This is a genomic window from Streptomyces sp. HUAS YS2 (assembly GCF_033343995.1).
In the GTDB taxonomy this organism is placed as follows: Bacteria; Actinomycetota; Actinomycetes; order Streptomycetales; family Streptomycetaceae; genus Streptomyces; species Streptomyces solicathayae.
In genome coordinates, this window is record NZ_CP137573.1 from 3684523 (window position 1) to 3697776 (window position 13254).

Below are 13254 nucleotides of genomic sequence, written 5' to 3' on the forward strand. Positions count from 1 at the left end.
CTAGCTGCAGGCGTCGATGGGCGTGAAGGACCTGGTCCCGTCCGGGCCCGACGGGGCTCCGAGGAACTCGGCCGTCTCGAGGTCCGCGGTCTCCGAATCGAGTTTCGTGGTGTACCCGAGCGAGAGACCGGCCTTCAGCTCGAAGCCGCCCTCCTTGTTGCCGACGTCCACCGAGTGGACCGTCCTGGTGGCGATGGCGGAGTCGTGGAGCAGGCGGGCGTACGGGTTCTTGCTCTGGCTGAACGGCGTTCCCGGCTTGTCGGGCGACGTCGCGGGAGGCGGATCGGTCATCATTCCCGTCAGGGTCTTGCCGTCGACGTTCGGCTTGCCCTCGGAGGCGCCGACGATGTCGTTGTTGCCTTCACCGATGGCCTTCTCCACCATGTCCCGCTGCTCGCGCTGCTCAGGCGTGATCTCCGACTCCGGCGGGAAGGCGAGGGTCGTGGTGGTGGTCTCCACTTCCTTCAGGCCGTCCTTGAGCCCGCCCTTGACGGTGCCCTTGGGGGCTTTGTCCTTCCGGTGCTTGTTGCCCTTGCGGTGCTTGCCCTGCTTTTCTTCCTTCGACGCCTCGATGTTCTTGGTGAGGCTGCCCTCCTTGGTGATCGTCTGGACGACGTCGATCCGGGCCAGCTTCCCCTTGTTCGGGCCCTCGGAGTAACGCGTTACCGTGATGGCACCGTTGATCCCGGCGCCGGCCTCGCCCTTGAGCTTGGTCCCGGGAAGTGCGTTCGCGCCCCAGCCGGCCTTGCCCTTGCCGCTGATCTCGAAGTCACGTGTGGTGGAGATGACCGGCGGGTTCAGCCAGTTGTTGATCTGGGTGCGCTTCATGCCGCTCACGTCGACGGCTCCCGAGATCCCGTAGGCATTCTGCTTGACCTCGCCTTCGAGCCCGAGCTCCGCCTTCCCCTTGACCTTCGTCTCTTCGGTGGTGATGTGGTTGTCCTTGTACTTCTTGCTGAACTCGTTCCGCTCGTCCTTGTCGAGGTCGACCCCGAAGACCCGCAGGAACCCCTTCCCGATCTCCTTCGGGGGGGAGTCCTGAAGGCTCTTGACCTTGTCCTGGAACTCCTGGGCCTCCTTCTCGTTGGTGAAGACCCAGGTGTCCCCGTCCTTCACCTCGACCCCGGCGCCGAGTTCGAGGACCTTCGCCTTGTTCGATCCGAGCTTCCCCTTGATCCCGGTCTCCAGGCCGGCCTCACCGCTGTCCTGGACGGTGATCATGATGCGCTTCCCGGTGCCCTTCGAGCCGTCCGGGAGCTTCTCCGACGTGTCCGTGAAGTCTTCGCGCTTCATGGTGAACTTGCTGCCCAGCTTGACGACGGCGACCTTGACCTCCTGCCCGGAGTCGGTCTGCTCGGTCCTCGTGTTGCACAGCGCCGGCCGGTAGGCCTTGTCCCTGTCCAGAGGGTTCGAACCCGGGGCGCTGATGGAGACGATGTCGCAGTTCGAACCGCCCATCGCCTTGCATATCTGGGCCTGGAAGCTCGCCGCCAAACTGCCGTCGACACCGGTGGCCGTTAAGCCCAGGACGACCGCGGCGGCCACGACGACGACGCCCACGTAGTCAAGAGCGCCTTGTCCGGCATCGTTCGACAGCCTGCCCGAACCCGACCTCGACCCCTCGAAGGGTCCCATTCCCCCTGCCTCTCTCCTGTTGCCCCCAACTCCGGTGATCAGGCAAGGAGTCATCGAGGGGCGAAGTGTCACTGTGCGCGTCCGGATCGGCTCACGGGTCCGCGACGCAAACGAAAAATCGGCCGCCGCACGGGGCCTATTCGGATTCGACGACCTGGACGCTCTTGGCGACCTTCTCCAGCTCGTCGGCGCTCAGAGCGGACGCGGCGGCGTTGATCCGCACCAGGAAGGTCTCGCCGCTCTTGTCCGTGCCCACCACGTCGACCCCGTTGACCGGCTCCCCCTTGGGAGGGGTCGACCCGGTTCCCGCGGACTTGAAGGAGTAGTCGATCCGCTGTCCGTCGTCCGTGCCGGCGACGGAGAAGTCCTTGAACCCCTTGATCTGCGCCTGCAGTTCGTGGTCACCGAGTGCGGAGGCCGCCGCCTTGTCGGCGTCACGGGTGTCGTCGTACTTGAGCACGACCGAGATCTTCCCGAGCTGGCGTCCGCCCTGCTCCAGCACGGCCGCCCCGTCGGCGAGCTCGGGTCGCTCCGCCTCGGACTGGACCTTCCACGTCTCGGGGAAGTCCACGGTGACGTGGGCCGTCTTGAGGCGCTCGTAACCCTCCGGCGCCGCCCCGCCCGCCGCGCCGCCGTCTCCGCAACCGGCCAACAACAGCATCGCGGCCACCACACCGCCCACCGCCGTGGCGCGCATCGCCGTGGGACGCATGGCCTTGTGCTTCATGCTTGTGGTTCCTTCCGTACGGCGTGCTCAGCGCAGGGGGATGTGTCTCCTGGGGCAGGTGTGTCCCATGGGTAGTGAGTGTTCGAGAATCGTACGGAGCGACGCCGATCGACGCATGGGCCCAGGGGCCCAATTCGCAACTCTGTACGGCGACTTACCGTCCCGACCTTCGAGGCGTCACGCCGAGGCCGCGACCGAGAACGCGCCGACTCCCGCATCCGTGAGCACATAGGCCCTGCCGTCGGCGACCAGCGGGACCCGGTCCGCACCCGGCTCGCCCTGCACGCGCCAGCGCGCCGCCCCCGTACCCGCGTCGTAGGCCCACAACTCCGCGCCGTGGCCCACCAGTACGAACCGGCTCCCCGCAGGCGCCGGTGCGGTGCTGCAGCTGTCGGAGCGCGTACGCCACAACTGCTTGCCGTCGGCCGCGGCTCGCGCGGTGACATAGCCGCCGGCGCTCTTCTGCCCGCTGGAGAAGGGGTTCTGGAGGCCGGAGTCGACGTTGTGCGCGCCCCGGTAACCGTCACTCGTGGCCAGAAAGACAGCGGTCCCGCCCGACGCGACCTCGGGGTTCACGGGCGCATCGACCGTGGCGCGCCAGCGCCTGTCACCCGTCGCGGCGTCGTACGCGTACACGGCCCCGGTCCCGCCCTCGCAGGCGTAGACCGTGCGCCCGTCGGCGGAGAGGGTGATCGCCGCGCCCGGACCTTCCGCGCTCTCCTTCGGAGGCGCGGGGGACTTCCAGCGCCGCCCCCCGGTGGAAAGGTCGTACGCGGCAAGCTCGTTGCCCTTTCCCGCCCCGATCGCGTACATCAGCTTCCCGTTCGCCGCCAGGACCACGCTGTCCTGCTTCGGCAGCGACCAGCGCTCGTCCCCCGAATCCGCGTCGAGTGCGACGATCCGTTCGCCGCCCCGGGTCTCCGCGATCACCTGACCGCGGGAGGGGTCCCCCAGCAGCAGCCGGTTCCCCCCGGTCCGCCACTTGACGCGCCCCGTGCCCTTCGCCAGCCCGCACAGCACACCCTCGACCAGGGTGCGGGTGCCTCCGGCCTCGTCCGCCGCCTTCTCCGTCTGCATCAGCACGCACACGGTGGAGCCGATCACCACGGGCGCCGCGGGAGAACCTCCGCCCAGCGGCGCACTCGCCCAGCGCCGGCCGCCGTCGGCGTCCGCGAAGGCGTTGACGTGTCCGCCGCCGGCCACGGCGTAGACGGTCCCGTCGGCGACGGTGACGGGCCCGAGCACCGCGTCCCCCTGCTTGCCGCCGGTCACCTCGGCCACCCACCGCCTGCGACCGCTCCCGGCATCCAGCGCGTGCACGGACAGCGGGCCGTCGGAGGTGACGTAGAGGGAGCCGCCCGCACTTCTCAGCCAAGTCACCCCGGCCGCGGCACCGTTCAGCGCGTACGTCCACAGGGGCTGCCGCTCGGGCGGGGCCGGGATCTCCGGGTCCTCCGCACCGCCGAGGACCTTCCACGCCGCGAAGGCTCCGACGCCCACGACCCCGGCCCCGAGCACCGCTCGGCGGCCGACGTGCCGCCCCTGCCGTCCGGCGTGTCCCCGTGCGTTCATTGCTTCACCTTTCGCGTGTTGCAACTTCCGTGCGTCCGCGGGCGCTTGGCGGAGACCGGATGGCAACACGATCGACTGAGATAGCGTGTGCGGCCCCGAGGAAAGAGAGAGGTGCACGATGTTCGGCACGCGCAGCAACCAGGCCTGGGCGCCAGCACATCACATGCGGGCCGGGGGGATCCAGGGAGGCCCCCGATGGTTCTTCCCGCTGATGCGCTCGTGGGCGGTCGGCCTCGTGGTGGTCGTGCTGCTGAGCATCGCGGTGGGCTACGCGGTTCAGGGCGTGTTCGACTCCCGTCTCCACGCCTTCGGCTGGCGCCTCGCCCTCGTCTACGTCCCCAACGTGCTGACCATCACCGCGTGCGTCCTCGCCGCCGCCCGCGTCCACCGCGAGCCGCACCGCGACTCTGTCCCCCGCCACCTCACGGCGACCCTGGCGGTCCCGGTCTTCACCCTGGCGATCTCGCTGGTCAACGGCTGGGGCGACCTCGACGCGGAGGTCGGCTCGATGATGCTCGCCGCGGTCCTGCTGGGCAGCGTGCTGGGGCTCACCCTGGACCGTGTGCTGGAGAGCCGCCGCTGAACGGCCTGTAGAACGGCCCGGGCAGAACGGCCTGCACAGAACGGCCCGGGCACACGAAAAAACCCCAGGTCGCGACGAGCGCGTCCTGGGGTTCATCCGAGCCGCCTTCGGGATTCGAACCCGAGACCTACGCATTACGAGTGCGTTGCTCTGGCCAACTGAGCTAAGGCGGCATGCTGCGCGTTCCCATGGTGGGTGCAGCAGCGTCGCCAAGTCTACACAGTTAATCGGGGTGCTCCGACCACCGTCATGAGCAGCGCTTTCCGTCCGCCGGAGGGGTGCCCTCCAGGAGGTAGGTCTTGATGGCGGTGTCGATGCAGTCGCTGCCGCGGCCGTAGGCCGTGTGGCCGTCGCCCTCGTAGGTGAGGAGGACGCCGGAGGACAGCTGGGACGCGAGGGACCGGGCCCACTTGTAGGGGGTGGCCGGGTCGCGGGTGGTGCCGACGACCAGGATCGGGGGCGCACCCTTCGCGCTGATGCGGTGCGGGCGGCCGGTGGCGGGGGTGGGCCAGAAGGTGCAGTTCAGCGCGGCCCAGGCCAGGCCCTCGCCGAAGACCGGGGACGCCTTCTCGAAGGACGGCACCGCCTTCTCCAGATCCGCCCGGTCCTTGAAGGCCGGGGGGAGGTCCAGACAGTTCACTGCCGCGTTGGCGAACATCAGGTTCGTGTACGTGCCGTCCGGCTCCCGCTCGTAGTAGCTGTCGGCCAGCGCCAGCAGCTCCGCCCCCTCGCCGCTCATCGCCCGCGTCAGGGCCTCCCGGAGCTGGGGCCAGGCCGCCTCGTCGTACATCGCGGCGATCACCCCGGTCGTGGCCAGGGACTCGCCCAGCGCGCGGCTCTCCCCGGTGGGGACGGGCTCGGCGTCGAGCTTCCGGAAGAATGCCTGCAGGCGCTCGCCGGCCGCCTCGACCGACCCGGTGCCGAGCGGGCAGTCCGGCACCTTGACGCAGTCCGCCGCGAAAGCCTGGAAGGCCGTCTCGAACCCGGCCGTCTGGTCGCGGCTCAGGTCCACCGCGGGCAGCGACGGGTCCATCGCACCGTCGAGCACCAGCCGCCCCGCCCGCTGCGGGAACAGCTCCGCGTACGTCGCGCCGAGGAACGTCCCGTACGAGGCGCCCACGTACGTCAGCTTCTCGTCGCCGAGGACCGCCCGGAGGATGTCCATGTCCCGCGCCGACTCCACCGTGGAGACGTGCGGCAGCACCTTCCCGGCGTCCTTCTCGCAGCCGGCCGCGAAGGCTTTGAAGGAGGTCTCGAGGGCCGCCGACTCCCGGTCGTCGTCGGGCGTCGAGTCGACCTGCGTGAACGCGTCCATCTGCGGCCCGGTGAGGCACTCCACCGGCGCGCTGCGCGCCACGCCGCGCGGGTCGACGGCGACCATGTCGTACCGCGCCCGGACCGGGGCCGGGTAGCCGATGCCCGCGTACCCCTGGAGGTAGCCGATCGCCGAGGCGCCCGGGCCGCCCGGGTTCACCAGCAGGGATCCGAGCCTCTTGCCCGGACCAGTGGCCTTCACCCGGGAGACGGCCAGCTTCACCTCGCCGGCGTCGGGCTTCGCGTAGTCCAGCGGCACCCGGAGCGTCGCGCACTGGAAGTCCGGCACACCGCAGTCCCGCCAGGCGAGCCGCTGCCCGTAGTACGTCTCCAGGCCGGCCGTCCCCGACGGCGAGGGCGCCGGGTGCGGCGCGGAGGCAGGCCCGGCGGCGGGCCCGGCGGCGTCGCTTCCCGCCGTGCATCCGGAGACGACGAGCCCGGCGACGGCCAGAGCCGCGGCGGTGGTGCGGAGCAAACGCCTGGAGTTCATCCCCGGAGGGTAGCCGTACGAGTACACAGCGTGTCCAATCAGGCGGGAGCGGTCGCCTGCGCCCGGCCCGTCAGCCGCGCAGCTCCATCGTCATCGCCTCCACCGCCAGCAGCGGGGCCACGTTCCGGTCGAGCGCCTCGCGGCAGGCCAGCACCGCCTCGATGCGGCGCAGGGTCCGCTCCGGAGTGGTGCCGCGGGCGATCCGTTCCAGGGCGTCGCGGACGTCCTCGTTGGCGAGCGGCGTGCGGGCACCCAGCTGGATCGCCAGCACGTCCCGGTAGAAGCCGGTCAGGTCGGTGAGGGCGAGGTCCAGGCTGTCGCGCTGGGTACGCGTTCTTCGCCGCTTCTGCCGCTCCTCCAGCTCCTTCATCACGCCCGCCGTGCCGCGCGGCATCCGCCCACCTTGGGCTGCGCCGAGCGCCGCCTTCAGCTCCTCGGTCTCCTTGGCGTCGACCTCCTCGGCGACCTGCTGCGCGTCCTCCGCCGCCGCGTCGATCAGCTCCTGGGCGGCCCGCAGGCCGCCGCCGACGTCCTCGACCCGCTGCGGCAGCTTGAGCACCGTCGCCCGGCGGGCGCGCGCCCGCTCGTCGGTGGCGAGCCGGCGCGCCCGGTCGATGTGTCCCTGCGTGGCGCGGGCGGCGTCCTGCGCGGCCTGCGGCTCGATGCCGTCGCGCCGTACGAGCACGTCGGCGACGGCCGCGACCGGCGGCGTCCGCAGCGAGACGTGCCGGCAGCGGGACCGGATCGTCGGCAGCACGTCCTCCAGGGACGGCGCGCACAGCAGCCAGACGGTGCGCGGCGCGGGCTCCTCGACGGCCTTCAGGAGCACGTTGCCCGCGCCCTCGGTGAGCCGGTCCGCGTCCTCCAGGACGATGACCTGCCAGCGCCCGACCGCGGGCGAGAGCTGAGCCCGGCGGACGAGGTCGCGGGTCTCCTTCACGCCGATCGAGAGCAGGTCCGTACGGACGACCTCCACGTCGGCGTGCGTGCCGACCAGGGCGGTGTGGCAGCCGTCGCAGAATCCGCAGCCCGGCGCCCCGCCGAGCGCGCGGTCCGGGCTGACGCACTGCAGCGCCGCGGCGAACGCCCGCGCCGCGGTCGCGCGCCCCGATCCCGGCGGGCCGGTGAACAGCCAGGCGTGCGTCATCTTCGACGCCTCGGGGCCGGGCTCGCCGGCGGCCTGGGCGGTCACGAGCGCGTCGGCGTCGCGCGCGGCCGCGGCCAGCTGCTCCGCCAACCGCTCCTGTCCGACCAGGTCGTCCCACACGGCCATGTCAGCCCCGCCTCCTCAGGCCTCAGGTACGCCCTCCATTGTGGAGCACCCCTGTGACAACCCCGACCGATCAGGAGGTACGGGACCGCGACCGCGTCAGCCACAGGCCGACCACGGAGCCGAGCACCACGCTGCCGGTCGTCACGCTCGCGACGACCTCCTCGGCCCCGGTGTAGCCGGACAGGAGAGAGACCCAGAGGTTGGCGGCGACGGAGACGACGAGCAGCAGCCAGAGCAGTGGCCTCATGGGTTTTCCTCCAAGGGAGTTGGGCGATCGATCGGTCGGTCGTTCCGACCACTCGATGATCGCCTTCCCGCCCCTCCCGCACACCCGTGCCCGCCCCCGCGTCCATGGTGTAGTCCCCTACACCGTCCGCGCCCCCGGCCGTCGCCTAGCCTGGGCGCATGAGTGAGACGGTCAAGGAAGCGGGCGGGGCGTTCCTGCATCTCGTCCTCGGGGCCGCCCTCTCGCTCCTGTGCCACCTCATGATCGGCGTCGCGCTCTTCACCGCCTTCCTCACGGCCACCGTGATCGGCGCCGGCGTGCTGCCGGAGAGCGTCCTGCTGCTGCGCCGGCTCGCCGGCTGGGAACGCCGTCGCAGCGCCGCCCGTTCGGGCGTCCCGGTTCCGGAGGCGTACCGCCCGCTCGAAGGCCCGCTCCCCGAACGCGTCCGCCTGGCGCTCGGCGACCCCGGCACGTTCCGGGACCTGATCTGGATGGCCGCGCAGCTCCTCTACGGCATGTTCCTGCTGTACGCCGCCATGGTGCTGTGGATCCCCGCGCTGATCGTCGACGGCGTATGGTGCGGACTCGTCGGCCGCCCGCCGGTCGCACTGCCCCTGATCGGGCGGCTCGCCGACCTGGAGGCCGCGTGGTCGCGCACCCTGCTCGCGCCGTCCCCGGCCGCCGCGGACGCGGTACTCGCCGAACGGATCGAACAGCTCACCGCGACCCGCGCCGGGGCGGTCGCCGCGCACGGCGCCGAGCTGCGCCGCATCGAACGCGATCTGCACGACGGCGCCCAGGCCCGCCTCGTCGCGCTCTCCATGCGGATCGGGCTGGCCCGCCGGGCGTACGACTCCGATCCCGCGACCGCCCGCCGGCTCCTGGACGAGGCCCAGGACCAGGCGGAGGAGGCGCTGGCCGAGCTGCGGCACGTCGTCCGCGGCATCCACCCGCCGATCCTCACGGATCGCGGACTGACCGGCGCGGTCCGGGCGTTGGCGGCGAGCAGCGGACTGGACGTCACCGTCGTCACCGACGGCGCGGACGACGGCCCGCGCGCCCCCGCCGCCGTCGAGGCCGCCGCGTACTTCGCCGTGGCCGAGGCGCTGACCAACGCCGCCAAGCACAGCGGGGCCGCGGGCGCCCGCGTGGAGCTGGTCCGCGACCCGGCCCGGCTGCGGATCGCGGTACGCGACGAAGGGCGCGGCGGCGCGGACGAGAGCGGCGGCTCGGGGCTGCTCGGGATGCGCCGCAGGGTCGCCGCGCTGGACGGCGCCGTCAGTCTGAACAGCCCCGTCGGGGGGCCGACCGTGATCGAAGTGGAGTTGCCGTGCGTGTGGTGATCGCCGAGGACAATGCCCTGCTGAGGGAGGGCCTGGTCCTGCTGCTGACGTCGGCGGGCCACGAGGTGGCGGGGGTCGCGGCGACCGGCCCGGAGATCCTGCCGCTGCTGCTGGAGCACCGCCCGGACGTGGCGGTGCTCGACGTACGGCTGCCGCCCGGCTTCCGCGACGAGGGGCTCCGGGCGGCGCTGGCGGCCCGCGAGCAGTTGCCGAACCTGCCGCTGCTCGTGCTGTCCCAGTACGTCGAGGAGACCTACGCGGCCGAACTGCTCGGCGGCGGCGCACGAGGCGTCGGGTACCTGCTGAAGGACCGGGTGGGGCGGGTGGACGAGTTCCTGGACGCCCTGGACCGGGTGGCCGGCGGGGGCACGGCGCTGGACCCGGAGGTCGTCACGGAGCTGATGGCCCGACGGCGGGACGACCCGCTGGAGACGCTGACGCCGCGCGAGCGCGAGGTCCTGGAGCTGATGGCGCAGGGGCACGACAACGGGACGATCGCGCGCACGCTGGTGGTGACCGAACGCTCCGTCCACAAGCACGTCGGCAACGTGTTCGCGAAGCTCGGCCTGCCGCCGAGCGACAGCGGCCACCGCCGGGTGCTCGCGGTGCTGGCGTACCTCGACGCCTGACCGCGTACAGCACCCGGGCCGGTGGCCGACCGCCTCAACTCCGCCCGAACCTGCCCTGCTTCGCGGGCAGCAGGATTCCCGCGTACGCCGTGATCGCGACGGTCGCGGCGATCGCCGCGGCCTGCAGTGGCGGCAGGAACGGCGGGGTCCCGGCCGTCGAGACCGCGAAGGCGGTCAGCGGCAGGGCCCCCACCGCCGCGCCGAGGAGCAGACCCGTCGCGGCGACGACGGCGGCCTCGGTACGCAGCATCCGGCGCAGCCTGCTCCGGGTGGCGCCGACCCGGCCGAGGAGCGCGAACTCGCCGCGGCGGCCGACGGTGATCAGGACGAGCGTGCTGATCACGGCGATCACGGTGAGGCCGCCGATGGCCACGACCACGGCCGTGGAGACCAGCCCGCCCAGCTCCTCGCCGTCCCGTACGACCTGCTCGGGCGTCGGCTCCGGCCCGGCCTGTACGGCGCCGAGCGCGGCGAGCCCGGCCCGTACGGCGGCCGGGTCGGCGCCGGGCTCCTTCGCCACGAGCACGCGGGCCGGGGACGGGTCCGTCATGTGCCGGGCCAGATCACCCGCCGGAAGCAGGAACTCCCCGAGGGCGAGCGCACGTTCATAGACCGCCACCACCCGCAGCCGTGTCTCGGTCCCGTCGCCGAGGCGCAGAGTCACCACCGAACCGGGGCGTGCCTCCATCGCGTCGGCCCGGTCCGCGCCGAGCGCCACCGTGCCCGGCACGGCCAGTCCCCCCAGGTCGCCCGTGACCACGCCCGGGTCGAGGGTGCCCGTGAGGCCGGCCGCGTCCACGCCCAGCGCGGGCAGCCGGTCGAGACGGGGGTCGCCGGCCTCCGTGTGGGCGAGGACCACGGTGGACCGCAGTACGTCGGTCGCGGCCGCGACGCCGGGCACGGCACGGACCCGGTCGGCGGTCGTTCCCGTCACGGCGAAGTCGGCCCGCGTGGCCGCCCCGGCCTGTCCGGCCGCGGCCCGCTGCATCGTCGCGCCCGCGCCCAACTGCACGGCGGCGAAGGCCGTCACGAGCACGATCGGGGTGATCGCGGCGCCGAGCCGGCGCGCGTCCGCCGCGCAGGCGGCGGCCGCCAGCCGGGCCGGCGCGCGCCCCAGCCGCCGCAGCGGCCCGTCCAGGACGCGCATCGCCCCCGTCGCGATCCACGGCCCGAGCACCGCGCACCCGGCGACCAGCGTGACGGTGGCCGCGCCGGCAGCCGCGGCCGCCGCCGCGCCGCCCTGCAGGCCGGCCGCGCCGGCCGCGCTCACCCCGGCGGCCAGCAGCACGAGCCCGGTGATCAGCCGCCCGCGCGCCGCCTTCGTCCCGGCGCCGGCTCCCGGACCCGGCTCCACGCGGCGCGTGGCCAGGGGCACGACGAGCCGGGCCACGCCCGCCGTCAGGCCCGCCGTGGCGAGGCTCGCCGTGAACAACCAGGGCGGCACCGGCAGTTCGAGCCCCTCGGCAACGACGCCGCGCGACTTCAGGCCGGCCCACAGCGCCAGGAAGACCGGGACGGAGACCAGTGCGCCCAGAACCGCAGCCCTGCCCGCGATCCGGACGACCTCGTGGCCGACGGCCGCCCGCACCTGGCGGGGCGTGGCGCCGACCTTGTGCAGGAGGTCCAGTTCGGGGGCGCGCTGGCGCAGGGCCTGGGCCACGAGCGAACTCAGCACGAGCACGGCGACCATCAGGACGGTTCCGGACACCGCGCCCAGCATCGCGAGGAGCTCGATGCGGGCCGGGCCCGCGGCGAGGTGTTCGGCGCCGCCGCGCCCGTCGCCGGTCAGCGCGCGCAGGGGCCGGCCGGCGGTGACGTCCACCAGGCCCGCGCGGTCCAGCGCCTGCCGCACCTTCCCGTGCAGCGCCTCCGTGGTGACGCCCGGCGCGGCCAGCACCCCGATCGCGTCGACGGCTCCGGGGTGCCCGGCGAGCGTCCGCGCCCGGTCGGCCGTGACGTAGAGCGCGTCCGGTCCGTCCGCGACCCCGACGACCCGATGGCCCGCGACCGTTCCCCGCCGCCCGAGCGCGCCGCCCGCGACGACCTCGTCCGGCCGCTCGGGCGCCCGCCCCGAGACCAGCCGGTACGGGGCGAGGCGCGCCGCGTCCCAGGACCGCCCGGGAAGCGCCCGCCCTCCCTCCCGTACGACGAAGGCCGTGTCGGGCACGGCGGCCCTCACCCCCGGCACCGCGCGCAGCACCTCGACGGCGCGGCTCGGCACCCGGACCCGCTCGGTCAGCCCCGCCGTCGTCGTCCGGGGCTCACCGCCCCAGGGCTTCGCGGTCCAGCTCACCTCCTGGTCCCCGGCCACGACCACGCCCGCGGCGGCGTAGCGCTCCACCCGCGCGTGCCCGATCCCCACCGACCCGGCCGCGAGCGCCAGGCATCCGAGCAGCGTCGAGGTCACCACGACGGCGGCGAAGACCGCCGCCCACGCCTTCCGGTGCGCCCGCAGCGAGCGCGCGGCCAGCAGCCGCTCGGCGCCGTTCACCGCCGCCCCGCCGGCGACACGGGCGATCCCGCGTGGGCATGCGCCGGACGGCGGTCCGGCGCGCCCAGCGCCGCCCGCACGGAGGCCGCGTCCGGCCGGTCGAGGGTGCCGGCCAGGCGCCCGGCGTCGAGGAAGACCGCACGGTCGGCCCACTGCGCGGCGACCGGGTCGTGCGTGACGAGGACGACCGTCCGGCCGTGGTCGTCCACGACACGGCGCAACAGCGCCAGGACACCGTCGGCGGTCGCCGGGTCGAGGGCCGCGGTCGGCTCGTCGGCGAAGATCACCTCGGGTTCGGTCACCAGGGCACGGGCGATCGCGACCCGCTGCCGCTGTCCGCCGGACAGCCGGGCGGGCACGTCCTCGGCGCGGTCCGCGAGCCCGACGGCCGCCAGGCCGGCGAGCGCCCGTCCGTCGTCGGGGGTGTCGGCCAGCAGCAGCGGCAACGCCACGTTCTCCCGCACGCTCAGCGACGGGACGAGGTTGAGCGACTGGAACACGAAGCCGACACGGTCGCGGCGGAGCCGGGTCAGTTCGGCCGGCTTCAGCCGCGCGAGGTCGGCGCCCCCGATGCGTACCGTGCCCGAGGTCGGACGGTCGAGCCCGGCCGCGCACCGCAGCAGGGTCGACTTCCCGGAGCCGGAGCTTCCCATGACGGCGACGAACCCGCCCCGCGGCACGGTCAGACTCACCGCGTCGAGCGCGACGGCCGCCGCGCCGCCGTCGCGGGCCGTCCCGTACGAGCGGGTCACCGCGTCGAGCACGAGGGCGGGACCGGAGTCGTACGCTCCGGCCGCCTCCCCACGGTCACGTCGTCGCCTGAAGCCGAACATCCCCAGCCTTTCCGCAGTCGGTCTCTCTCCGGAAACGCTAGAAAAGCGCAGGTCAGACAGGTACCCGGCAGGCCCCCGGATGCATGGTGGGGCCAGCTACACCCCCGAACGCCCGCGCCCCGCCGGTCGGGTGACCGG

11 protein-coding genes and 1 tRNA gene are annotated in these 13254 nt (G+C 73.4%); 3 read left to right on the forward strand and 9 right to left on the reverse strand.

All coding sequences use genetic code 11. The annotated features are described in order from the left end of the window. The 3 genes from R2D22_RS16800 to R2D22_RS16810 all read right to left on the reverse strand — a co-directional run bounded on the left by R2D22_RS16800 (window position 1) and on the right by R2D22_RS16810 (window position 3934). The gene (locus R2D22_RS16800; RefSeq protein WP_318104395.1) at window positions 1-1560 is read right to left on the reverse strand and encodes a hypothetical protein; all 1560 of its coding nucleotides are present in this window, start codon (window positions 1558-1560) and stop codon (window positions 1-3) included. A gap of 211 nt (window positions 1561-1771) precedes the next feature. After that, complete coding sequence (locus R2D22_RS16805; protein ID WP_318104397.1) at window positions 1772-2362, reverse strand: hypothetical protein; 591 nt, start codon at window positions 2360-2362, stop codon at window positions 1772-1774. Window positions 2363-2539: 177 nt separating this feature from the next. Next, the gene (locus tag R2D22_RS16810) at window positions 2540-3934 is read right to left on the reverse strand and encodes an outer membrane protein assembly factor BamB family protein (RefSeq protein ID WP_318104398.1); all 1395 of its coding nucleotides are present in this window, start codon (window positions 3932-3934) and stop codon (window positions 2540-2542) included. 211 nt (window positions 3935-4145) lie between these two features. Between R2D22_RS16810 and R2D22_RS16815 the strand changes: the two genes are divergently transcribed. Further along, complete coding sequence (locus R2D22_RS16815) at window positions 4146-4517, forward strand: hypothetical protein (RefSeq protein WP_318104399.1); 372 nt, start codon at window positions 4146-4148, stop codon at window positions 4515-4517. Between the two features lie 99 nt (window positions 4518-4616). On the opposite strand, the gene R2D22_RS16820 is transcribed toward R2D22_RS16815, so the two are convergent. The 4 genes from R2D22_RS16820 to R2D22_RS16835 form a co-directional block, all read right to left on the reverse strand. Then, window positions 4617-4690 (reverse strand) — tRNA-Thr (locus R2D22_RS16820). A 74-nt stretch (window positions 4691-4764) separates the two neighbouring features. Next, window positions 4765-6321, reverse strand: a complete 1557-nt coding sequence (locus tag R2D22_RS16825; protein WP_318104401.1) for an alpha/beta hydrolase — start codon at window positions 6319-6321, stop codon at window positions 4765-4767. Between the two features lie 70 nt (window positions 6322-6391). Beyond that, on the reverse strand, window positions 6392-7594 hold the full coding sequence (locus R2D22_RS16830; RefSeq protein ID WP_318104403.1) for a DNA polymerase III subunit delta': 1203 nt from the start codon (window positions 7592-7594) through the stop codon (window positions 6392-6394). 70 nt (window positions 7595-7664) lie between these two features. After that, a complete protein-coding gene (locus R2D22_RS16835; RefSeq protein ID WP_318104404.1) occupies window positions 7665-7841 on the reverse strand; it encodes a hypothetical protein in 177 nt (58 codons plus the stop codon). A 158-nt stretch (window positions 7842-7999) separates the two neighbouring features. Between R2D22_RS16835 and R2D22_RS16840 the strand changes: the two genes are divergently transcribed. Both R2D22_RS16840 and R2D22_RS16845 read left to right on the forward strand, forming a co-directional pair. Further along, complete coding sequence (locus tag R2D22_RS16840; RefSeq protein WP_318104406.1) at window positions 8000-9163, forward strand: sensor histidine kinase; 1164 nt, start codon at window positions 8000-8002, stop codon at window positions 9161-9163. Then, window positions 9151-9792: a LuxR C-terminal-related transcriptional regulator gene (locus R2D22_RS16845; protein WP_318104408.1), complete on the forward strand. Its 642-nt coding sequence runs from the start codon at window positions 9151-9153 to the stop codon at window positions 9790-9792. The genes R2D22_RS16840 and R2D22_RS16845 overlap by 13 nt, the downstream gene beginning before the upstream one ends. A 34-nt stretch (window positions 9793-9826) precedes the next feature. Here R2D22_RS16845 and R2D22_RS16850 read toward each other — a convergent pair whose 3' ends face one another. Then, window positions 9827-12283: an ABC transporter permease gene (locus R2D22_RS16850; RefSeq protein ID WP_318104411.1), complete on the reverse strand. Its 2457-nt coding sequence runs from the start codon at window positions 12281-12283 to the stop codon at window positions 9827-9829. Next, a complete protein-coding gene (locus R2D22_RS16855) occupies window positions 12280-13116 on the reverse strand; it encodes an ABC transporter ATP-binding protein (RefSeq protein WP_318104412.1) in 837 nt (278 codons plus the stop codon). The genes R2D22_RS16850 and R2D22_RS16855 overlap by 4 nt, the downstream gene beginning before the upstream one ends. Window positions 13117-13254: the final 138 nt, after the last annotated feature.